Source organism: Aliiroseovarius sp. F47248L (assembly GCF_023016085.1).
Classification (GTDB): Bacteria; Pseudomonadota; Alphaproteobacteria; order Rhodobacterales; family Rhodobacteraceae; genus Aliiroseovarius.
This window is the reverse complement of sequence record NZ_JALKBF010000001.1, coordinates 335857-358020: the sequence shown is the minus strand read 5'-3', so window position 1 is coordinate 358020 and position 22164 is coordinate 335857. Positions and strand designations below refer to the sequence as shown.

The 22164-nt window shown below is 56.1% G+C and carries 24 protein-coding genes and 1 tRNA gene; 13 read left to right on the top strand and 12 right to left on the bottom strand.

Translation table 11 applies throughout. The features are described from left to right. The first annotated feature begins 222 nt into the window (after positions 1 to 222). On the top strand, positions 223 to 621 hold the full coding sequence (locus MWU51_RS01855) for a DUF2924 domain-containing protein (protein WP_247038649.1): 399 nt from the start codon (positions 223 to 225) through the stop codon (positions 619 to 621). After that, the gene (locus MWU51_RS01850) at positions 621 to 2249 is read left to right on the top strand and encodes a recombinase family protein (protein ID WP_247033893.1); all 1629 of its coding nucleotides are present in this window, start codon (positions 621 to 623) and stop codon (positions 2247 to 2249) included. The genes MWU51_RS01855 and MWU51_RS01850 overlap by 1 nt, the downstream gene beginning before the upstream one ends. A 181-nt stretch (positions 2250 to 2430) precedes the next feature. On the opposite strand, the gene MWU51_RS01845 is transcribed toward MWU51_RS01850, so the two are convergent. The 8 genes from MWU51_RS01845 to MWU51_RS01810 form a co-directional block, all read right to left on the bottom strand. Further along, positions 2431 to 2505, bottom strand: a tRNA-Gln gene (locus MWU51_RS01845). A gap of 139 nt (positions 2506 to 2644) precedes the next feature. Then, positions 2645 to 4105, bottom strand: a complete 1461-nt coding sequence (locus tag MWU51_RS01840) for a phosphomannomutase/phosphoglucomutase (RefSeq protein WP_247033891.1) — start codon at positions 4103 to 4105, stop codon at positions 2645 to 2647. Beyond that, the gene (kdsA, locus tag MWU51_RS01835; RefSeq protein ID WP_247033889.1) at positions 4105 to 4941 is read right to left on the bottom strand and encodes a 3-deoxy-8-phosphooctulonate synthase; all 837 of its coding nucleotides are present in this window, start codon (positions 4939 to 4941) and stop codon (positions 4105 to 4107) included. Before kdsA ends, MWU51_RS01840 begins: the two co-directional genes overlap by 1 nt. Before the next feature lies 1 nt (position 4942). Further along, on the bottom strand, positions 4943 to 6664 hold the full coding sequence (locus tag MWU51_RS01830) for a capsule biosynthesis protein (RefSeq protein ID WP_247033887.1): 1722 nt from the start codon (positions 6662 to 6664) through the stop codon (positions 4943 to 4945). Beyond that, on the bottom strand, positions 6642 to 7301 hold the full coding sequence (locus MWU51_RS01825; protein WP_247033885.1) for an ATP-binding cassette domain-containing protein: 660 nt from the start codon (positions 7299 to 7301) through the stop codon (positions 6642 to 6644). Before MWU51_RS01825 ends, MWU51_RS01830 begins: the two co-directional genes overlap by 23 nt. Positions 7302 to 7496: 195 nt before the next feature. Then, a complete protein-coding gene (locus MWU51_RS01820) occupies positions 7497 to 8795 on the bottom strand; it encodes a Na+/H+ antiporter NhaA (RefSeq protein ID WP_247033876.1) in 1299 nt (432 codons plus the stop codon). A gap of 149 nt (positions 8796 to 8944) precedes the next feature. Further along, positions 8945 to 9994, bottom strand: coding sequence for a permease (locus MWU51_RS01815; protein WP_247033874.1), 1050 nt, complete (start codon positions 9992 to 9994; stop codon positions 8945 to 8947). After that, positions 9987 to 10328, bottom strand: a complete 342-nt coding sequence (locus MWU51_RS01810; RefSeq protein ID WP_247033872.1) for a metalloregulator ArsR/SmtB family transcription factor — start codon at positions 10326 to 10328, stop codon at positions 9987 to 9989. Before MWU51_RS01810 ends, MWU51_RS01815 begins: the two co-directional genes overlap by 8 nt. 96 nt (positions 10329 to 10424) lie before the next feature. Between MWU51_RS01810 and MWU51_RS01805 the strand changes: the two genes are divergently transcribed. Then, a complete protein-coding gene (locus MWU51_RS01805) occupies positions 10425 to 11033 on the top strand; it encodes a uracil-DNA glycosylase family protein (RefSeq protein WP_247033862.1) in 609 nt (202 codons plus the stop codon). Further along, complete coding sequence (locus tag MWU51_RS01800) at positions 11030 to 11818, top strand: SseB family protein (protein ID WP_247033860.1); 789 nt, start codon at positions 11030 to 11032, stop codon at positions 11816 to 11818. The genes MWU51_RS01805 and MWU51_RS01800 overlap by 4 nt, the downstream gene beginning before the upstream one ends. A gap of 47 nt (positions 11819 to 11865) precedes the next feature. On the opposite strand, the gene MWU51_RS01795 is transcribed toward MWU51_RS01800, so the two are convergent. Beyond that, the gene (locus MWU51_RS01795; RefSeq protein ID WP_247033858.1) at positions 11866 to 12117 is read right to left on the bottom strand and encodes an accessory factor UbiK family protein; all 252 of its coding nucleotides are present in this window, start codon (positions 12115 to 12117) and stop codon (positions 11866 to 11868) included. A gap of 92 nt (positions 12118 to 12209) precedes the next feature. Between MWU51_RS01795 and lgt the strand changes: the two genes are divergently transcribed. The 3 genes from lgt to pgeF are packed head-to-tail and all read left to right on the top strand — an operon-like array spanning position 12210 to position 14958. Then, positions 12210 to 13118, top strand: a complete 909-nt coding sequence (gene lgt, locus MWU51_RS01790) for a prolipoprotein diacylglyceryl transferase (RefSeq protein WP_247033856.1) — start codon at positions 12210 to 12212, stop codon at positions 13116 to 13118. Then, complete coding sequence (locus MWU51_RS01785; RefSeq protein ID WP_247033847.1) at positions 13115 to 14203, top strand: SAM-dependent methyltransferase; 1089 nt, start codon at positions 13115 to 13117, stop codon at positions 14201 to 14203. Before lgt ends, MWU51_RS01785 begins: the two co-directional genes overlap by 4 nt. Beyond that, complete coding sequence (gene pgeF, locus MWU51_RS01780; RefSeq protein WP_247033840.1) at positions 14200 to 14958, top strand: peptidoglycan editing factor PgeF; 759 nt, start codon at positions 14200 to 14202, stop codon at positions 14956 to 14958. Before MWU51_RS01785 ends, pgeF begins: the two co-directional genes overlap by 4 nt. A gap of 16 nt (positions 14959 to 14974) precedes the next feature. On the opposite strand, the gene MWU51_RS01775 is transcribed toward pgeF, so the two are convergent. Continuing rightward, complete coding sequence (locus tag MWU51_RS01775; protein WP_247033838.1) at positions 14975 to 15475, bottom strand: Lrp/AsnC family transcriptional regulator; 501 nt, start codon at positions 15473 to 15475, stop codon at positions 14975 to 14977. Between the two features lie 244 nt (positions 15476 to 15719). Between MWU51_RS01775 and trxB the strand changes: the two genes are divergently transcribed. The 3 genes from trxB (at position 15720) to MWU51_RS01760 (ending at position 19298) form a co-directional block, all read left to right on the top strand. Then, positions 15720 to 16661 carry a thioredoxin-disulfide reductase gene (trxB, locus tag MWU51_RS01770; RefSeq protein ID WP_247033836.1) on the top strand — a complete coding sequence of 314 codons (942 nt, stop codon included), beginning with the start codon at positions 15720 to 15722 and terminating at the stop codon, positions 16659 to 16661. After that, on the top strand, positions 16658 to 17098 hold the full coding sequence (locus MWU51_RS01765) for an RES family NAD+ phosphorylase (RefSeq protein WP_247033834.1): 441 nt from the start codon (positions 16658 to 16660) through the stop codon (positions 17096 to 17098). Before trxB ends, MWU51_RS01765 begins: the two co-directional genes overlap by 4 nt. A gap of 124 nt (positions 17099 to 17222) precedes the next feature. Then, positions 17223 to 19298, top strand: a complete 2076-nt coding sequence (locus MWU51_RS01760; protein WP_247033830.1) for a bifunctional sulfate adenylyltransferase/adenylylsulfate kinase — start codon at positions 17223 to 17225, stop codon at positions 19296 to 19298. A 75-nt stretch (positions 19299 to 19373) separates the two neighbouring features. On the opposite strand, the gene MWU51_RS01755 is transcribed toward MWU51_RS01760, so the two are convergent. Both MWU51_RS01755 and MWU51_RS01750 read right to left on the bottom strand, forming a co-directional pair. Then, positions 19374 to 19613, bottom strand: a complete 240-nt coding sequence (locus MWU51_RS01755; protein WP_247033828.1) for a DUF1150 family protein — start codon at positions 19611 to 19613, stop codon at positions 19374 to 19376. A gap of 4 nt (positions 19614 to 19617) precedes the next feature. Further along, positions 19618 to 20031 carry an Hsp20 family protein gene (locus MWU51_RS01750; protein ID WP_247033826.1) on the bottom strand — a complete coding sequence of 138 codons (414 nt, stop codon included), beginning with the start codon at positions 20029 to 20031 and terminating at the stop codon, positions 19618 to 19620. Between the two features lie 168 nt (positions 20032 to 20199). Here MWU51_RS01750 and MWU51_RS01745 point away from each other — a divergent pair, with 168 nt between their 5' ends. The 3 genes from MWU51_RS01745 to MWU51_RS01735 are packed head-to-tail and all read left to right on the top strand — an operon-like array spanning position 20200 to position 22030. Beyond that, positions 20200 to 20418: a DUF465 domain-containing protein gene (locus MWU51_RS01745; RefSeq protein WP_247033823.1), complete on the top strand. Its 219-nt coding sequence runs from the start codon at positions 20200 to 20202 to the stop codon at positions 20416 to 20418. Between the two features lie 54 nt (positions 20419 to 20472). Then, the gene (purE, locus tag MWU51_RS01740) at positions 20473 to 20961 is read left to right on the top strand and encodes a 5-(carboxyamino)imidazole ribonucleotide mutase (RefSeq protein ID WP_247033821.1); all 489 of its coding nucleotides are present in this window, start codon (positions 20473 to 20475) and stop codon (positions 20959 to 20961) included. Next, entirely contained in the window at positions 20954 to 22030 is a 1077-nt protein-coding gene (locus tag MWU51_RS01735) for a 5-(carboxyamino)imidazole ribonucleotide synthase (RefSeq protein ID WP_247033814.1), read from the top strand. Before purE ends, MWU51_RS01735 begins: the two co-directional genes overlap by 8 nt. The last annotated feature ends 134 nt before the right edge of the window (positions 22031 to 22164 follow it).

Here is a 22164-nt window from a genome sequence, read left to right as displayed (position 1 = left end):
GTTTTACTTCAATGGCAGCTTTGATGGCGCCGCGCCACTGAATCCCATGACGTAGCGAATGACCGCAATCCGCCCTTCTTCCAAAATCACTGGACTTCCGGGCGCCCGGAAGCGGTACTGGCTATACCCTTCACGCCCCTGCATTGCGGGGCTCCACGCAGTACGAGGCGTTGGATTGGTCTTCGCCTTCGCCAGTGGAGAGATAAGGTGGCCAAAGACAACATGCGAAAATCTGAACAGGCAATCACTACTATCGAACAACTAGACCGACCTAGATGTCTTGAACGCTGGCGAGAGGCATTCGGCAGGCCCCCACCCAAACATCTCTCGCCGCAATTCATGAAGCGGGTGCTGATCTGGGAGCTGCAAAACAAGGAACTGGGTCGGCTGTCAGTTAAGACCGCACGCCGCCTGCAACACATCGCATCGGGCAAGACACCGCTTGTGAAAGCCAAGCCGGGGTCGCATCTGGTTCGGGAATGGAACGGGCGGACCTATCAGGTTGAGGTGATCGATGGTGGCTACGTTTTGGATGGCAAAACGTGGCGATCTTTGTCGGCCATCGCCAAACATATCACCGGTGCGCACTGGTCTGGCCCACGCTTCTTCGGGGTTCAATGATGCGACGGGTTCGCTGCGCCATCTATACCCGCAAGAGCTCTGAAGAGGGTTTAGATCAAGACTTCAACTCTCTGGATGCACAACGGGAGGCATGTGAAGCTTATATTGCGAGCCAGAAGCATGAAGGCTGGGAGCTGCTGCCGGACCGCTATAATGATGGCGGCATATCAGGCGGTCATCTGGAGCGCCCTGCCCTACAGCGGCTGATGCTGGCTGTGGACGAAAAGCGCATCGATCAGATCGTGGTCTACAAGATCGACCGTCTGACACGCTCACTGGCGGACTTCGCCAAGCTGGTCGATCGGCTGGATGCGGCTGAGACGTCCTTTGTGTCTGTCACGCAGTCCTTCAACACAGCCACCAGTATGGGACGCCTGACCCTCAACATGCTGCTCAGCTTTGCCCAGTTCGAACGCGAGGTCACCGCAGAGCGCATCCGGGACAAAATCGCCGCCTCCAAACGAAAGGGTATGTGGATGGGAGGGAATGTTCCACTGGGCTATCAGCCAGATGGCCGGACACTGAAAATCGACGAGAGCGAGGCCGGAACGGTCAGGACCCTCTACGACCTCTACCTGAAACATGGCACCTTGAGGGACGTGAAAGATCGCGCGGAGAACTTTGATCTCAGATCCCGACGTCGTAAACGGGCGGGTGATCGGATATCGGGTGGAAAACACTTCGACCGCGGTCATATCCAGCACATCCTGAGCAACCCGGTCTATGCCGGGCGCATTCGTCACAAACGAAATGTCTATGAAGGACAACACCCTGCAATCATCGATCCGGATGTTTGGGAAGAAGTTCAGCAAATGCTTCAGAGTGGGGCCGCGGTCGCTCGCGGTGCTAAACAGAAAGCAACAAGATCTCCGCTGGCGCGCAAACTCTTTGATGAAACTGGTGATCGACTGACACCCAGCCACAGCCGCAAGAACGGCAAGCGCCTGCGCTACTACATCTCCCACCGGCTGGTGAAAGATCGGAGCCAAAAGCATCCGGATGCCTGGCGACTGCCAGCGGAGCAGTTGGAGGGGCTGATCGCTGATCTGGTCAAGAAGCATCTGCAGCGTCATGATGGTGTGCCGAGAATAGTAAGAGATCTGACCGCATCAGAGATTGCAGCCAAGCAACCCCTCCTGCAGGCCATTCAGCAGACCAATCAGTGTCTGAAGCTGGTCGCGCGCGCGGAGCTGAGCCCGGGAACTCTGATCGTTCGTTTGAGCCCAGGTGAACTCGCCACAACCCTGGAATGTGATTCAACCCGGATTAACACAGGTCAGCTTTCACTCACATCGTCATTCCGAATGCGCCGCCGGGGCGTCGAGTTGAAACTACATCTGGGTGACGCATCGCCTGAAGTCGACCTGACGCTCGTACAAAACATCGTCAAAGCCCAGAAGTGGTTGGCGATGATCATAGACGGAATGACATTCGCCGAGATCGCTGAAGCTGACAGCGTTTCGAAACGCCGCGTGCAGGATGTCGTCGATCTCGCAACGCTAGCGCCGGACATCATTGATGCCATTTCCAGTGGCGAACAACCCGATGGGCTCACCACTGACCACCTGATCAAATCTGGTGTTCCGACGTCATGGTCGGATCAGCACGAACAGTTCGCGAAACTGTAAACTGTACATCCCAATACTCTTCAAACTCGTACCGCCGGAATGGCAAACAGAGACTGCGGCCCGAAATCGACCGTAGTAATGGTCAAATCCGTGTCTCTTACTGATATCCGATGCGGCAAGCGTCGGAAATCACGCGACAATAGCGAGGCACGCACACAACGTCTCAAATCAGGGAAGTGTCTGGCTGGGGTGGTAGGATTCGAACCTACGGTACACTGTACCAAAAACAGTTGCCTTACCACTTGGCTACACCCCAGCAGTGCGCGCTTTCCTAGCCAAAGCCAAAGCAGGGCGCAACCCTAAAATGACCGATTATTGCCAGATTCAAGATTAGCAGATTGGACAGAGAGCAAAGCAATAACGCACCTGTCTTGACACACCGGTTGAACGGCGGGTCACATTTGGTTCTGCGCAACAAAGGAGTGGTCGTATTCACCTAAGACAGGCTCTTGTCGCAGGACGCGGTCAAAATCAGTAAAGACGTCTTGAAGATGCGCGTTGCTTTCGAAACTTTCGCATACCACCACTAAATTTGGTGTATTCGAGGATGCCCGAACCAATGCCCATGCCCCATTTTCAAGTTGAACGCGCGCGCCGTTGGCGGTCAGGATTTTGGTGATCTTCTGCCCCGCAATTGTCTCGCCTCGACGCTTCATTTGCCTAAAGACGTTGGTCAACCGTTCCACCACACCATATTTCTGATCGTCTGGACAGGCCGGCGATAGGGTCGGAGTGCACCAACTGGAAGGCAGTCCACCAACCAGATCGGAAAGGCGCATATTCGATTGACGTTCCATCAGATGGCACAATGCAACAGCCGCACGGAGGGCGCAGTCATAGCCGCGCCCGACCGGTGAACCGAAATAGATGTGACCTGACTTCTCAAAAGCGGCCAACGCGCCAGAAGCCCGGATCCTTTGTTTTACATGGCTGTGGCCTGTCTTGCAGTATTCGACCGTTGCACCAACTGACGACAGAAACGGGTCGATGGCGAACAAACCGGTGGATTTTACATCCACTAGAAAATGCGCCCCCGGCCGTGTGGCAGCCAGGTCTCGCGCCAGCAACAGCCCCAGCTTGTCCGCAAACACAGCGCTACCAATTTCATCGACAATGCCAAGCCGATCTCCGTCACCGTCCAGTCCAATGCCAAAATCCGCCCCACTTTCTCTGACTGCCACCCCCATATCGTCTAGCATCTCCAACGCTTCTGGGTTCGGGTTGTAGTGAGGGAAACTGTGATCCAATTGGCAATGTCGTTCGACCACATCGATGCCCAAACGGCGCAACAGCTCGGGCGCAAAAGCCCCGGCGGTGCCATTGCCGGTCGCGCACACCACACGCAGGGGGCGCGATATCGTCGCAATTGCCGTCAGATCGTCAAGATAGGCATCGCTGATAGCTGTAACCACATCAATCCGCCCCCCACTAACCAGATCGAAATCACGATTGAGGATAAGGTCTCGCAGTTCCGTCATCTCGTACATGCCATGGGTGCATGGGCGGTCAAACCCAACTTTGATGCCTGTCCAACCGTTCGGGTTGTGGCTGGCTGTCACCATGGCAACGGCACTCATGTCCAGATGGAACTGCGCGAAATAAGCCATCGGGGACAAGCACATACCAATGTCGCAAACCTGCGCGCCGGTCTGAACAAGCCCATCACTCAACGCATCCTTGACTGCGGACGAGTAGCTTCGATGGTCATGGCCGACAATAACCTTTCGCCCCACGTTTCGGCGGGCCACTTGGGTTCCAAATCCCATCCCGACCGCAATCATTCCTTCCAGGTCAATATCGTCAGGGTATCGCCATCGCGCGTCGTATTCGCGAAATCCGCTTGGGCAAATACGCATCAAATACCTCTTAGGGGGCGGTTTTTGGCAAGCCGATCAAAGGCAGCCAGATCGGCAATCAACTGCGCCATTTGGTCAAGTGGCACCATGTTCGGTCCATCCGATGGGGCGGTGTCAGGGTCAGGATGGGTCTCGATGAACACCCCAGCAATCCCCAAAGACACCGCGGCGCGAGCGAGTACTGGCGCATATTCGTGTTGCCCCCCCGACGCGAACCCTTGCCCGCCCGGCATCTGAACAGCGTGTGTTGCATCCATGATAACCGGATGGCCCAGCGTCGCCATCTGGGGAAGGCTGCGCATGTCAGCGACCAAGGTGTTATAACCGAAAGAAGTGCCGCGCTCAGTGAGCATCACTTGTGCATTGCCTGAGCTTGTAATTTTTCCGACCAAATGTTCCATGTCCCACGGTGCCAGAAACTGACCTTTTTTGATGTTGATAGGCTTGCCGGTCCGCGCCGCGGCAATCAGAAGATCAGTTTGACGGCACAAGAAGGCAGGGATTTGCAGGACATCCACAACCGCCGCTACTTCGATACACTGATCCGGCAGATGAACATCGGTCAGAACAGGCACATCCAACTGTTCTTTGACCGCTGCAAGCACCGAAAGCCCTTCGGTTATTCCCAACCCTCGTGCACTGGAAAGTGAAGTACGGTTTGCCTTGTCGAAAGACCCCTTGAAGATATAGCCTAGCCCGTTTTCGCCACAGACCCGCGCCATGTGTTCGGCGATCCGAAGTGCATGATCGCGGCCTTCCAACTGGCAAGGGCCGGCGATGATGGTCAGAGGCCTGGCATTGCCCAATAGCACGCCCCGGACGCCTATATCCCCCATCTTAGGACGACACCTGTTCGCGTAGGATCGATGCCGTGATCGACGCCATCAGATACAGACCTGAAAAAATCAGGAACGCGAGCAAGGTATTTTCAAAAGATCTTGGATATGTCGGTTCATCCGGTGCAACCGGACGCACACCCAATTCTAAATAGCGGGTCTGTTTGTTGACTTCGATACGTGCCGTTTCCAACTGCTGCAGCGACTGCTGCATCAAGGCAGTGCGCGTTTCCAAATTGGTCATCGCAATCCGCAGACGACCGCTGACGGACGCCAGTGATCCGTTCTCGCCCCCTGCTTCCGTCAACCTGCCTCGCAGCTCAGCAATCAAGGTTTCAAGACGTCCAATATCACCACGCAGCCCGTCAACCCGCGCTCTGTTCGGACGTGTGTTGTCCAACAATTGTTGTAACGTCAGGCGTTTTTCCTGCAATTGGCTTTCAAAACCCGTGATCTGTGTCATCAGGGCTGACGCGTCAGAGGTCGCGTCAAATACACCCATCTCTTCCTGAAGGCGCAGGACTTCGGCCTGTGCTTCCAGCATATCAAGCTCGGCTTTTTCATAGCTGGTGACTGCGCCTTCCATTTGATCCTCGCGCAGCCGTTGAGTCATATCATCAACCCGCTCTTCGGCATAGGAAATCAACACCTCAGAAAACTGCGCGCTTTGTTCTGGCGTGGGCGCGACAACCTCCATCTTGACGATACCTTCGGTCGGGTCGAAACCGATTTTTACGTTTTTCTTATAGAGCTTATATGCCGCTTCATTTGTCGCATCAGGATCAAGACGCTGTATCGGATCAATGCTTGGATCGGCAAATACAGATTTATAACCAATATCGCCGTCCAGCCTAAGCATCGCATCGCGCGATGTCAGATAGCTTTGAACAGTAATACTATCCTGCGACGTCGCCAAGCCCGACCCGGCAAACAGGCTGCCCAGTCCACTGCCCCCTGCCCCATCAGCCTTCTGAATAACGAATTCTGTTTTTGTCGCATACATCGGCGTGGCGTATTTATAGTAGTAGACCCCCGCGATGATGGTCGGCAGGAATACGAAAAACGCAAGACGCATAAATAGCAGCCGAAGCTTTCGCCGCCGGCGGCGCGCAATATCAAGCTGGATTTCTCGAATGGATCTGGCGCGATCAGCGTCGTCATATACATGGTTTGCCGGAAGGTTAGGCATGGGGCGGGTTTGCGGCAGATTACTGGACGAACCACCGCTGAACTTCCCGCCACCATCAGCGCCGACCAGTTCTAGTAAATTGGCTCGTTTAAACGGATCGATACCCGCTTTTCGAAGTCGATAGACCGCATCAAAATCGCTGTCGACTGCTACACCGTGTTTCTGTGCGACGCGGCGTGCCATCCTTAGTTGGCGACTGGTCAATCCCTCTTTTTTTATCGTTTCAATGGCTGTCAATGAGTCATCGTCAGGCGCGCCTTCATTCGACACAGCATCCGTTGAAGTTCCTTTTGACACGAACCCTTCCTTTGGAAAGCCATCTTCGGCCGGTGACTGGGCCAATTGCTCCATCGGGTTCGGGGTGCGCGCTTGAGCCGCAGAGGAGCCAGACCCAGTTGCAGTCGCACCAGACTGCCCAGCGGCAGCTTGCACGCGTTGGGCAAAGACATCCTTTTCGGCACGCGCAGGATGGGAATGCGACGCGCGTTTTGTTCTGCTTATGCGAAATTTCTTAGCCTTGGGTTTGGTAGTCATAAAGCCGTTTCGCTTCTTCCAAAGTTTCAAACATATAGAACTGCCCATCCCGCAGAACTGCCGCCGACTGGCAGAATTTCTCTAGTGTTTCGGCTTGGTGAGACACAATGATCACCGTCGAATTGACCAGTCTTTCGCGCAGTACATCACCGGCCTTGCGGTTGAACTGGGCATCTGTGCTTTGCGGCATCCCTTCATCGATCAGGTAGATGTCAAAATCCAACGCCAATAGCAGCGCAAACGAAAACCGCCCCTTCATCCCGGCGCTGTAGGTCGCGACGGGGAAGTCGTAGTATTCGTCAAGTTCGCACAGCCAACGTGTGAATGCCTCGATGTAGTCAGGGTCGAGGCCATAGATTTTTGCAATGTAGCGTGCATTTTCTTTGGCGGATAATTTCCCGAGGACGCCACCCATGAACCCGAGCGGGAAGGATATTCTGCAACCCCGGCGGATCTCACCCTCATCCGGTTTTTCAAGTCCCGCCATCATATTGATCAGCGTGGTCTTCCCCGTCCCGTTGGGTGCGAGAATGCCCAACGACTTTCCCAGATCAACCCGAAAGGACACATTGTCCAAGATGACTTTGCGTTGTTGTCCCGTCCAGAACGACTTACTGACATTATCGAACTCGAGCATTGGGTGCCCCGGCACTGCTTTCGCCTATCGCTTGTACACAAGCTTTCTTAACGATGCGCTATAATTGCTCACTTAGGCATCATTATGTCGAAGATCACGTTCCAACATCAAGGAAATATGGGGAATTATTTCGGGATGGTCCCCGAAACCGCCAGCAGGCGTGTCTCCGGCCCCAGGGGGCCGGAGGGAAGAGCGTCAGCCCTCTTGTTTCTGCACCTTGAAAACTTTTCCTGCGGCGAATGACAGGAAGACGGCTCCAAAGCTGAACAGCGCACCCATCTTGGCGGCGTCTTGCACCGGTCCGGGCGCAAAGGCGACCGACGCGACGAACAGCGATACGGTAAAGCCGATGGCCGCCACGAACCCAATTACGATCAGATCAACCGACCGCATTCCGGCAGGTAGCCCAAGCCGCATGGGATAAGCCGCAAGCCACCCCATGATAAAGATACCAACGGGTTTCCCGATGATCAGACCGGCCAGAACCAACCATGTAGCCTCGGAAATCGCTCCGAATTCCACTCCGGCATTTAACAGGCCAAAGAAGAACAGAACGATGTCGACCGGAATGGCCAACCCGTGCTCCATATCGTTCAGTATGTCGTGCAAGTATCTTTCAGCCTCAGCAAAAATACCGAATGCGCGATCGGCGTGCGGAATGGCCGGAATGACAGGCAAAAGCCCTAGCGCGGGGTGAATGCCCGCTTGTGCAAAGCCAAACCAGCTCAGACAGCCCGCAATAGCATAGGGATACCATTTCAGGTTTTTACGCATCCAGGTCGAACGTGGGCGCAATTGGTCGCCACGATCCATGCGCCGCGGCAGCCAGTTGAACAAAACAAACGCAGCGGCCGATGCTGCCACCGAGAGCAGCAGCCAGATTGGAGCGAGTTCACCCGAGGGATAGAAAATTGCCAGAATAATCAAACCTGCAGCATCGTCAGCAATAGCCAGAAGCAGCAGGAACCGTACCGCCGGGTGGCCCGCCCCGAAAACCATGCGCCCGACCAGATAGCTGAACGCAATATCCGTTGCGGTTGGAATGGCCCAACCCCGCGCAACCGCATCGAAGGTTGTCGAGCCAAGGAAGTAAGCAATGCCCAGATAAACGGCGATCGGGCCCAGCATGCCACCAGCTGTGGCAACCAGCGGTGTCGCTGCCTTTTTGCCGCGCAGTGATCCATTTTCAAGGATCACAGCCTCCCAAACCTCTTTACCGGCGATGGCAAAGAACAACGCCATCAGCACATCGTTGATCAGGTAATGGAAGGTCACCACACGTTCGATATCACCGTATTCGAAATGATGCGCCGCTTCTCCATAGGCTTTTTCCCAATAGCCAATGTCGATACCAATCGTCGAGTTGAACCACAGCGGGTATTCAACGAAATGGTGATACGAGTGCGGATCAATATTGGCCCAGATCAGCGCCAGAATTGCGCCACTGATCAGAAGGATCGAGTAGGTCGTGATGAAATTCCATACGCGATACATATGTTGCCCCGTCTAGTTCCTGTTTTACAAACAGGCCGCGTCCCGGCGATGAAAGGCTGGGCGCGACCTTTGTTTTCGTTCGTTTCAGGAAATACTTCAACTGGGCTCAAACAACAATGGTCGAGCGTAATATCTGTTTCATTGCGACATCAGGCGGCCAACCCCCAGACCAAACCAGCTGCAATGGCACCGATCATGGCCAACCCAAGATAGGCGACAAACACGCGGGGCTTGACCAGGGCCCAGACTGCAACTGCGGCCGGGATACAGCTGACACCGCCTGCAATCACAAATGACATGGCCGCACCGTTCGACATACCTTGTTCCAGCAGTGCCGCCACCATTGGCACAGCGGCATAACCGTTCAGATAGGCTGGCGCTCCGACAAGGGCGGCCAGCAAGATCGGACCGATTCCCGTGCCTCCCAACACTTGCGCGACAAGGTCAGCGGGCACATAGCGCAGCATCAGAGCTTCGAGCATATAGGCCAATAGCAACCATTTCGACAGGAACAACGCGTTTTCAATTGCCGTTTTCTGAAAGGTCGACCGGCGCACCTCATCTGTCCAGAACCGCCATTTGACGACACCGGAGTAAATATCGGCTCCCGATCCAGCGCCACAGCCCGATGATGAGCAGCACGCAGGTGCCGGGGTATTTTTTAGCGGATCTGAAAACAACGCCGATTTGGCCAACGCTTTTACGGTAAACCCACCAAACAACCCTATCGACACCGCCGCGATGGTTTTCGCCACGGCAAAGCCGGTGCCCAATGTGCCTGCTGTAATGGCAAACATCGCCGGGTCCATCAGGGGCGAGGACAGCCAGAAGGCCATGACCGCGCCTAAAGGGGCACCAACCGCCAGCAAGGCCGCGATGAAGGGGATTACCTCGCAGGAACAGAAGGGTGACAAACCACCGGCAAACGCCGCCAGTACGATCATTCGGGTCTCGCGCCCCTCGAAGGCACGGGCAAGAAGGTTTTCCGCCCCCGTCGCCTTTAGATAGGCCACGGCAAGGATCGCAAACAGGATAAATGGCGCTGTGTGCATCAGGGCTGTCAGCGCAAATGCGATCGTTGGCCAGACTTCATGCGGCGCAAACAGGGCCAAAACGGCCGGGATCAACAGGATCGCCACCCATGCCTTATCGACGTGCCAACGTTTCGAAGGCGATTGCGATTGCGTCGTCTCAGCCATGATCGTGGCCCTTTCCATCTGGACAATCTGCGCAGCATTCCGACAAAAGATAGTCAGACAGCGCGCGCATCACATCATATTCAGCCGCCGCGCATATAATGCTACGGCCTTGTTTTTCTTGCGTAACCAACCCGGCCGCCGCAAGGATTTTCATATGGTGGGTCAGGGTTGAACCTGTTACTCCACAGCGTTCGCCCAATGCACCGATGGGCAATCCCTCTGGCCCAGCGCGCACTAAAGTGCGCAAGACGGACAGGCGGTGTTCAGACCCGAGGGCAGCAAATTGCGAAGAAGCAACGTCGACATTGAGTGGTTCGAGAGATTCGTATTTCATATTTCTAGAAATATAGAAATGTTATTCGGACGCAAGAATTATTTCGATAAATGTCGAAATGTTGCACCCTTTGCCCGGCAGCCCTAGCCTGAGGCCATGCCCAGTTTGACTGATGACATCAAGGCCTGTCGCCTGTGTGCCGACCGTTTCGCCGCGACACAGACCGCCCATTCCCCCCGCGCGGTGGTTTGGTTCCAAAAGGGGGCAAAAGTGCGCATCATCGGGCAAGCGCCAGGAATGCGTGTGCACAAGTCCGGCCTGCCCTTCGACGATCCGTCGGGAGATCGTTTGCGAGATTGGATGGGGCTGAACCGCGACGCCTTCTATGATCAAACCCGTATCGCGATCACACCGATGGGGTTCTGCTTTCCAGGCTACGATGCAAAAGGGTCGGATCTGCCACCGCCCCGAATTTGCGCGGAAACCTGGGCTGAGCACGTGGATAAGTTTCTTGAGGATACGCCCCTGACGCTTCTGGTCGGGGGCTATGCACAGGCACGGTATCTTGGACGTGGCAAGGGCGTGACAGAAACAGTCAAGGGCTGGCGCGATCATGCGCCGCGCCTGTTTCCCTTGCCTCATCCGTCGTGGCGCAATACGGGGTGGTTGAAGAAAAACCCTTGGTTCGAGGCCGAATTGCTGCCGGCCTTACAATCTCAATTGACCGAGGTGCTTTCGAATTCAAGCGCAAAGGACGCGCCATGACTGAGACGACCCACCTTGATGACGCCCACGTCGCAATGCAGGCTAATCTGGATGATGACGCGGCACGGCTTCGGTTCTATGAGCGCTTAGCGGATGGCGAACTGTTTCTTCTGCTGACCGAAGAGCCGAACGACGATGAAATCTCGCCTGATCTGTTCGAGCTTGAGGGCGCAACCTTCGCCCTTGTGTTCGATCGCGAGGATCGGCTGGCAGAATTTGTTGGCACACCTGCCCCCTATGCCGCCCTTCCGGGCCGCTTGGTTGCCAATATGTTGGCGGGACAGAATATCGGTCTGGGCGTCAACTTGGGTATAGCACCATCCTCGATCCTGATCCCGCCGGATGCGATGTCATGGCTCGCCGACACGCTGAAATCCGGACCGGAGCAGGTCGAAGCGCGCATTGCCGAAGTTCATGCCCCTTCCGCACCCGAGGCCCTGATTTCGGCGCTTGGCGTCAAGCTGGCCAGTGCGGCTGGGTTGGCAAGCTATGCCTGTTTGGCAGGCGTCACTTATGCCGATGGGCGAAAAGGGCATCTGCTAGGCTTTGTGGATGCCGCTACCGGTGCCGAGCACGCCTTGGCTGGGGCGGCAAATGAAGCCCTGACGTTTTCGGGGTTAGAAGCAGGCGAAATGGATGTGGGGTTCTTTGCCAGCCACGATCAGGCGGCGGGGAAACTTGCCGCGCTTGGGATCAGGTTTGATTTGCCAAAACCCAAACCGCAGGAACGGCTGACACCAGTTGCGCCCGGCTCTGACCCTGACAAGCCGCCTATTCTGAAATAGCGATGGTGGCGAAAGCGTCCGACTGATGTCGAGCGCTCTTACCGCGATCAGTTTTTGGTTATCTTTTTCTCAAGCGCGTCCAGACGAGATTTAAGCGCCTCGTTTTCTTCGCGTGCTTTCTGCGCCATCGCGCGCACAGCATCGAATTCTTCGCGGGTCACGAAATCACGATCTGCCAACCAACGGTCCATCCAGCTTTTCATCGCCGTCTCGGCCTCATCCTTAGCACCTTGAGCCACGCCCATGGCGTTGGTCATCAATTGAGACATATCATCCAAAATTTTATTGCGCGTCTGCATCGGCATCTCCTCGCTTGTTGGGAACTATATGGGGATTTCCGATGGCAGAGACAAGGTTGACTTGCCCCGCCGGACAGGGTCAGGAATGCGGCATGTTCTTGGCTATCCCATTTCCCGCCATTTCGCCCGAGATCTTCTCGGTCGAGATCGGCAGTTTCACCTTCGCCCTGCGCTGGTATGCGCTGGGGTATCTGGCCGGCATCGCGCTTGGCTGGTGGATCATCGCACGCGCGATTTCAAAGCCCGCGCTGTGGCGCGGTGACGTGCCGATGACGCGATCACATCTGGAAGACCTAGCCACATGGGCCATCGTTGGCATCGTTCTGGGTGGTCGGCTGGGCTATGTTCTGTTCTATGATCCTGCGCATTTCCTGCAGAACCCGCTGGACATTCCGAAGGTCTGGACCGGGGGCATGTCGTTTCACGGCGGCTTTCTTGGCATCATAACGGTCACTTGTCTGTTTGCCCGCAAACACGGGATCGCCGTGGCCAAGCTGGCAGACCTTATGGCCATTGCCGCCCCGATCGGCATCGGGTTGGTGAGGATCACCAATTTCATCAATGCAGAGCTTTGGGGCCGTCCGACCTCAGCACCCTGGGGTGTCATCTTCCCGGGTGAAGCAGCGCAAAGCTGTCCCGGTTGGGATGTCACACTTGGTGCCTGTGCCCGCCACCCCAGCCAGCTTTACGAAGCGATACTTGAGGGGCTCTTGCTTGCGGCAATCCTTCTGACATTGGCATTCCGCCGCGGATGGTTGAAACGACCTGGGATGCTGACAGGACTGTTCTTCTTGGGCTACGGGCTGTCGCGCTTTATTGTCGAGTTTTTTCGGCAGGCAGACATGCAGTTCATTACCTCCGACAATCCGTGGGGTCACGTCATTCGGCTTGGCGATTGGGGATTGACCATGGGGCAGACGTTGACGCTTCCAATGATTGTGATCGGGATTTTCACGATGATCTGGGCCGCCCGGCAAACATCATCCGCTGCCTCCCCATGACTCCGCTGGCCACGATACTGGCGCGCCAAATCGCCACCACCGGACCGGTCTCGGTTGCAGACTTCATGGCTGAATGTCTGATGAACCCGGGACATGGCTACTATGCCACTTGCGACCCATTTGGCACAGCTGGCGATTTCACCACAGCCCCCGAGATAAGCCAGATGTTCGGAGAGCTTTTGGGGTTGGCCTTGGCACAGGCTTGGTTGGATCAGGGCGCACCAGCCCCCTTCACACTGGCCGAGCTTGGACCGGGGCGTGGCACCCTGATGGCAGACATCCTACGCGCAACCAAGAATGTGCCAAGCTTTCATGCTGCCCTTCAAGTGCATCTGGTCGAAGTCTCTCCGGTGCTGAAAGACGCACAGGCCAAGGCGCTCACCCCATATACCATCCATCATCACGACCATGTTGACACCCTGCCGGACGCACCGCTTTTCCTTGTTGCCAACGAATTTTTCGATGCCCTGCCCATTCGCCAGTTTCAAAGGGATGGCACAGGTTGGCGCGAGCGTCAGATCGGGCTGGAGGATGACCGCCTGACCTTCGGTCTGACCTTCCCCCTACATGTCCGCGATATCGAACACCGGTTGGACGACACGCGCGACGGCGACCTTGTCGAGCTTTGCCCCGCCGCGCCTGCTATCATGGCGCAGATCGCGACGCGTATCGAAGCACATGGTGGCGCAGCACTGATCATCGACTATGGTGATTGGCGGTCAGTTGGTGACACGTTGCAAGCTGTTGCGTCGCATGAACATGTTGACCCGCTGGCCAACCCTGGCGCGGCGGACCTGACCGCCCATGTAGATTTCGAAGCTTTGGTCCGCGACGCTGCTCCGCTTTCCCCACATCTTCTGACCCCTCAGGGATTGTTTCTAGAGCGATTGGGTATCACTCAGCGGGCCCATACATTGGCCGCAAACCTTACCGGCGGCGCGCTGGACACGCATATCAATGCACACCGGCGCTTGACGCACCCGGATGAAATGGGGACGCTCTTCAAAGTGCTGGGCCTGACTCGTGCAGATGCACCTGACCTGCCCGGCCTCACCCGAAAACCCAACCAAGCTGACCCCGCATGACCCTTGAAATCATCACTTCAAACGCTCTGGCTCCTCTGAAGCATGGCTTTTTTACCCGCCGGGGCGGAGCATCATCCGGCGTTTATGCTGGCTTGAATTGTGGCAGGGGAAGTCAGGACCAGTCCGAACTTGTATCGATCAATCGCACCCGCGTGGCAGACGCAATGGGTGTTGAATGCGACAGTTTATGTGGCGTGCACCAGGTGCACTCCCCAGATGTTGTGACTCTGGACGGACCCTTCAATGGCGCTACCCCCGAAGCGGATGCGCTGGTTACGGCCACACCCGGCTTGGCCCTGACGATCCTGACTGCTGACTGCCAGCCGGTGTTGTTTGCCGATCAGGCTGCAAAGGTCATTGGCGCGGCCCACGCTGGATGGAAGGGCGCACTTGGCGGCGTTCTTGAGGCGACGATAGACGCGATGACGGCGCTGGGTGCGACCCGCAGCAGCATCACCGCCATCATTGGGCCAACGATCAGCCAACGCGCCTATGAGGTCGGTCCAGAATTCTTTGACAGTTTCATGATCGAAAACCCTGAATATGGTCGTTTCTTCGCGGGCGGTGAAGGGGATCGTGCGATGTTCGATCTGCCGGGCTTTGGTCTTCACCTGCTGCGCGAGGCCGGAGTGGCGCACGCAGAGTGGGTAGGACACTGCACCTATTCCGACCCGGACCGTTTCTATTCCTATCGGCGCAGTTGCCATAAGAAGGAAGCGGATTACGGTCGTTTGATTTCAGCCATACGTCTTTAGAAACTTGGCGCGCAGATCAGGGCGCTGAGCCTAGCCGGGCTTCAAGCACATCAAAAGGCACACCAGGTTCGTCTTTCGCACCTCGAATTACCAATGAGGTTTTTACCGACGCCACGTTTTCAGCTGCTGTCAGTTCCTCGGTCAGGAAAGTCTGGAAGGTGGACAGGTCCGGGGCCACGCATTTCAGCACGAAATCAACTTCGCCGTTCAGCATGTGACATTCACGAACCAGCGACCAACCCCGACATTGGTTTTCGAACGCTGACAGATCGGCCTCGGCCTGACTGACAAGCCCGACCATTGCGAACACCTGCACTTCGAATCCAAGCGCGCGTGCATCAACATCGGCGTGATAACCTCGGATCAACCCTTGCTCTTCCAGCGTTCTAACCCGCCGCAAACAGGGAGGCGCAGAAATTCCCACACGTTTGGCCAGTTCGACATTCGTCATACGACCATCCGCCTGAAGCTCGGCGAGAATCATGCGATCGATTGGATCAAGTTTACTTGCGGTCATAGATGAACCTTTTTGGGTGGGCCCACTGATCCCGGTAGAACCAGAGTTTTCGTTGGAAATTGCGCAGAGATTACCGCCCAGAGAATGAATGCGCAACAATCTTTCGCCTTCGCGCAACATAATTTCTGCATTAGTACATGCCCGCACATTCCATCGTCACGCTTTTGGAAGTGGACACGGGCTTTCCACCGGCGGCAGGTCACCTTATATGCGTTGGGAACCCAGAATACTCAAGGAACGTTGCATGTCCGAACCACGTAAAACAAAAGTCCTTATCATTGGCTCAGGTCCGGCAGGATATACCGCCGCAGTCTATGCGTCGCGCGCTATGCTGGAGCCGATCCTTGTGCAGGGCATGGAACCCGGCGGTCAGTTAACCACCACGACCGAGGTTGAGAACTGGCCCGGCGAGACCGAAATTCAAGGTCCTGACCTGATGGTCAACATGGAAGCCCACGCAAAAGCCGTCGGCACCGAGATTATCGGCGATCTGATCACTGATTTGAACCTGTCCAAGCGTCCGTTTACTGCTACCGGTGACAGCGGCACGATCTATCAAGCCGATGCGGTCATTCTGGCGACAGGCGCCCGCGCCAAATGGCTGGGTCTGGAGAGCGAAGAGAAATTCAAAGGCTTCGGCGTGTCTGCCTGTGCCACCTGCGATGGTTTCTTCTATCGTGGGCAGGAAATCGTCGTTATCGGTGGTGGCAACACGGCGGTCGAGGAAGCTCTGTTTTTGACCAACTTCGCGTCGAAAGTGACGTTGGTCCATCGCCGCGACGAGTTGCGCGCTGAGAAGATTCTGATCAACCGGCTGATGAAGAACGAAAAGATCGTACCGCTGTGGGATCACACATTGGAGGAAGTCGTGGGCGACGAAAACCCGCTGGGTGTAACCGGCGTGCGCGTAAAGCACGTCAAAACAGGCGAGATCACCGAGATCCCGGCCAAGGGCGTCTTTATCGCCATCGGTCACGCACCCGCGAACGAATTGGTCAAAGATGTGCTGGAAACCCATATGGGCGGATACGTGGTGACAAAACCGGACTCGACCGCGACGTCGATCCCCGGGGTGTTTGCGGCAGGAGACCTGACCGACCACAAATATCGACAGGCCGTGACCTCGGCTGGTATGGGCTGCATGGCCGCACTTGAGGCTGAACATTTCCTCGCTGAACAAGAATGATATCTTACACCGGCAGTGTCTATCGCCTGATCTTCACTGATCAGAATGCGACATTGCCGGTGCAATCCCCCGAAGGGCGCTTTCACCATTCTGGCCAAATGGCCATCTATACATCGCTTTCACCTGAAGGGTGCGGCGTCGCGATCAAGCGCTATCTGACACCTGATGACGCGCCGCGCCACATCGTGCCGCTTGAGGTCACACTTGAACGTGTTGTGGACATTCGTGGGCCGTCAGCAGCCTCGGCGGTTTGGCAAGACAGTCGGGCTGCGGGTCATCCCGCGCCGACGTGGGCATTTTCGGATCAAGCCCGCGAAGATGACGCGCAAGCCTTGATGTATTCCTCGCGGTCCCGCCCGGACTTGACTCATCTGACCCTGTTTACAACCGCGCCGGATGCGGTGCGCTTGGTTGGGCAGTCGATCTCGTTTCCCTAGCCACCCCGCCGCGTTGCTCTTGAGCCACGGTCGGCAATTTCACGTGCATTCGCATGTTTCTGCTTTGCGTTTGCCGCAAACCATGTAATGCGTTCACGCGTGAACACTCTTTGAGTCGCGAGCTATGACGTCGCACCTGACAAAAACCACTTCTGCCGAGGAAGATCAGATCTTCCGACTTCTGCGCCAGCTTGATCTGGCGCCGGATGCGTCGCAGCGCGTGACCGCAGAAGCGATTGGGATTTCGCTGGGACGGCTGAATGCGCTGTTGCGTAACTGTGCCGAACGCGGCCTGATCAGGGTCAGCGAACGTGCAGGCCCCGACAAGCGCCCGCGCTTTGCTTACACCATCACCTCTCAGGGAGCTGCCGAGAAGGTGCGCCTAAGAGATAAGTTTCTTGCCCGAAAATTCGCCGAATACGACGCCCTACATGCCGAACTGACCGGCACTTCCAGCGGTCTTTCGCCTTTAAAACACAGGACACATCCGATGCAGAACAACCTCTCACCCATCCCCGAGCTTTATGTCTCATACGAAAGCGCGCAGAAACTAAAAGTCGAAGCTGGCGATCTGATCAGCCACGACCTGAGCCCGCGCCAGACTTGCGATCTGGAGCTTTTGATGAACGGAGGGTTCAACCCGCTGAAAGGATTTCTGACAGAAGACGATTACAATGGCGTCGTTGACAACATGCGCTTGGCAGATGGCACATTGTGGCCGATGCCCATTACGCTGGACGTGTCCGAAGATTTCGCAAACTCGATCGAAATGGGACAGGACATCGCCCTTCGCGATCAAGAGGGCGTCATCCTGGCGACGATGACCGTGACCGATCGGTGGGAGCCGAACAAATCCTACGAGGCCGAAAAGGTCTTTGGCGCCGATGACGACACGCATCCGGCGGTGAACTATCTGCACAACGTGGCAGGCAAGATCTATCTGGGCGGGCCGATTGTCGGCATCCAGCAGCCTATCCATTATGACTTCCGCGGTCGTCGCGACACGCCGAACGAGCTGCGCGCCTATTTCCGTAAATTGGGCTGGCGTCGTATTGTGGCGTTCCAAACCCGCAACCCGCTGCACCGCGCGCATCAGGAACTAACCTTCCGCGCGGCAAAAGAAGCGCAGGCCAACCTGTTGATTCACCCCGTCGTCGGCATGACTAAACCGGGCGACATCGACCACTTCACCCGTGTGCGGTGCTACGAGGCTGTGCTGGATCAGTACCCCGGCGCAACCACGACCATGAGTCTATTGAACCTGGCCATGCGCATGGCAGGCCCCCGCGAAGCGGTCTGGCACGGGCTGATCCGCAAAAACCACGGCTGCACCCATTTCATCGTTGGCCGCGACCACGCGGGCCCCGGCAAGAACGTGGCCGGTGAAGATTTCTATGGCCCATATGACGCCCAGGACCTGTTCCGCGAGCATCAGGACGAAATGGGCATAGAAATGGTTGATTTCAAACACATGGTTTATGTGCAGGACCGCGCGCAATATGAACCAGCTGACGAGATTTTAGACAAGGACGACGTGACGATCCTGAACATCTCGGGAACCGAACTGCGCCGTCGTTTGTCGGAAGGTCTGGAAATCCCGGAATGGTTTAGCTTTCCCGCCGTTGTGGAAGAACTGCGCAAGACCAAACCACCGCGCGCCGAGCAGGGATTCACCGTGTTCTTCACCGGCTTCTCAGGCTCGGGAAAATCCACCATCGCAAACGCACTGATGGTCAAGTTGATGGAAATGGGCGGACGTCCGGTGACGCTGCTGGATGGTGACATCGTCCGGAAAAACCTGTCGAGCGAGCTGGGCTTCTCGAAGGAACACCGTGACCTGAACATCCGACGTATCGGGTATGTCGCGTCTGAAATCACCAAAAACGGCGGCATCGCCATCTGTGCGCCCATCGCGCCCTATGCCACCACCCGCCGTGCAGTGCGCGAAGAGATCGAGCAGTTTGGTGCTTTTGTCGAAGTGCATGTCGCCACCTCGATTGAAGAATGCGAACGCCGTGACCGTAAGGGTCTTTATAAGCTGGCGCGGGAAGGCAAGATCAAGGAGTTCACAGGTATTTCAGACCCTTATGACGTGCCAAAGAACCCGGAACTTAGCGTCGAGACAGAAAATGTTGACGTGGACAACTGTGCTCACCAAGTTCTTTTGAAGCTTGAGAACATGGGTCTGATTCGCGGCTAAAGCCTTGACAAGATGGAACGCAGAAAACCCGGGGAGATCCCCGGGTTTTTCATTGGCTTGGCTGTTTGGTTCGGATCAGTGGATCGAAACCGGCGAAAAATCATTCTGGCGGGCGAGCGCATAGGCCAGATCGCGGTCAACTACCAATGCCAGTTGCTCTCCGTCCTCGCGGTGCACGGCATAGAGCGTGTCCGCCCCATCGGCCTGTTCACGCGCTTCGTCTTGAATGGAATCCGGTAGGTCGTCGATTGCGACGGCTTTCACATAGACGATGTTGCCAATCTCGGATTGGCCAAATGGTAGTTTATGGTTCATCAGCTCACCCCTTCTTGATCTGGATCGTCTGCACAAGACGCTCCGGCTCGGCGCGTTCAAGATCAATATGCAGCAGTCCGTTTTCCGTGTGCGCCCCTTTGACATCGACGCCATCGGCCAGCACGAAGCTTTTCATGAATTGGCGTCCAGCGATGCCACGATGCAAGAACACACGCTCCTGCCCATCGTCGCTTTGCACACCGCGGATCACCAGCTTTGCGTTTTCGACTGTGATCGACAGGTCGTCATCCGCAAACCCCGCCACAGCAAGTGTTATGCGATACGCCCGGTCACTGACCTGTTCAATATTGAAAGGGGGATAGCCGTCCTTGCCCGATTTCGCAGCCTGTTCGACCATGCGTTCAAGCTGTTCAAATCCCAGCAGAAAGGGATGGGTTCCCAAGTTCATCTTTGTCATCGACACGTCCTTGAATAAGCGACACGTTTGCGGGCCCCGCATGGGCGACCCTGTCAAAAATATGGGGTGTCCGGTAAAGGGTTGCAAGAGGCGGCTTTTCCTTGGCTATGCGGCACGCTTGACGCTAAACTGCCCGTGCACCTGCCCCAGAAAGAACGATCCGCATAAATGAGCAACGCCAAAGAGATGAAGACCGAAGAGGTGCTTCGTGTGGAACTTGAAGTCTTTCGCGCCGAACACCGAGATCTGGACGCCGCCATACACGCACTGGAAGAACGCGGCATGGCCGATCAGTTGCAACTGAGGCGCCTGAAAAAGCAGAAGTTGTCGTTGAAGGACAAGATCGCCCGGATCGAGGACAAACTGACACCAGACATCATTGCCTGATTGCATCACGGCCCCATCCCCTTATAAAGCGGGCTTCCAAGACGCGAGGTCACCATGACAGTTGTAAAAGTCGGGATCATTATGGGCAGCCAATCCGACTGGCCCACAATGAAAGAAGCTGCCGCAATTCTGGACGAACTGGGCGTTGCCTATGAGACAAAGATTGTCTCGGCGCACCGGACCCCCGATCGGTTGTGGAACTATGGCAAAACGGCAGCGGACCGCGGCCTTCACGTGATTATTGCCGGGGCTGGAGGGGCCGCGCACCTACCCGGCATGATGGCGTCAAAAACACGTGTGCCGGTTGTCGGTGTGCCGGTCCAAACCCGCGCCTTGTCCGGGGTCGACAGCCTGTATTCCATTGTGCAGATGCCCAAAGGCTTTCCGGTCGCAACGATGGCCATAGGCGCGGCTGGTGCCGCGAATGCTGGGTTAATGGCAGCTGGTATCCTTGCGGTATCGGACCCGGCGCTGGCCGACCGGCTGGACGCCTGGCGCGCGGCGCTGTCCGCCTCGATCCCGGATGAGCCGCAAGATGACTAAACCCCTACCCTCTGGTACCACGATTGGTATTCTTGGTGGCGGCCAGTTGGGTCGCATGCTGTCAGTCGCTGCCTCTCGCCTTGGCTTCAAAACGCATATTTTCGAACCGGGTGCGAACCCGCCCGCTGGGCATGTTGCTGACCGGGTGACAACCGCCGACTATGATGACGTCGCCGCGCTTGAAGCCTTCGCCGCATCCGTTGACATCATCACGTATGAGTTCGAGAACATCCCCACTGCCGCGCTGGACCTGTTGGAGCAGCACCGAACCATACGTCCGGGCCGCGAATCGCTGCGCGTCAGTCAAGACCGGCTGACCGAAAAGGACTTCCTGTCCGGACTGGGTCTGCGCGTTGCGCCCTATGAAAACGTTGAAACGGTTAACGAACTTGAAAGCGCAATCAATTCGGTCGGCACACCGTCCATCCTTAAGACACGACGGTTTGGATATGATGGAAAAGGACAATCCCGGATCATGTCCACGGATCAAGCCGACCAAGCTTTTTCTGACATGAAGGGTGCGCCGTCGGTTCTGGAAGGTTTCGTGGAATTCACCCATGAAGTCAGCGTCATTGCAGCCCGCAGCACCGATGGCGATATTGCTTGCTTTGACCCAGGCGAAAACGTCCACAAGGATGGCATCCTTGCCACCACGACTGTGCCTGCGCGTCTGACCAGCGCGCAACGCACCGATGCGGTCTTGCTGGCCGCGAAGATCCTGAACGCTTTGGATTACGTTGGCGTCATGGGAGTAGAGTTTTTCGTTACATCTCAGGGTCTTATCGTCAACGAGATTGCCCCGCGCGTTCACAATTCCGGCCATTGGACCCAGCAAGGATGCAGCGTGGATCAGTTTGAGCAGCATATTCGCGCGGTTGTCGGCTGGCCACTTGGTGATGGAACACGCTTTGTGGATGTCGTGATGGAGAACCTGATCGGTGATGACATGAATAAAGTTCCCGACATTATGCTCGAACAGAATGCAGCCTTGCATCTATATGGCAAGAACGAGGTCAAACCAGGTCGGAAAATGGGTCATGTGAATCGGGTGACTGCGGGCGCGAAATAGAACATCTTCAACATTCGGCACTGCAAAGACCTTCGGGCATCGTTCTGTCCATTATCGACAAAATGCAAACAGCCACGGATGTGTAAAATGTCAGCATTTCCCGTGTGAGCTGAATCAGCTGTGGGCATAGCTGG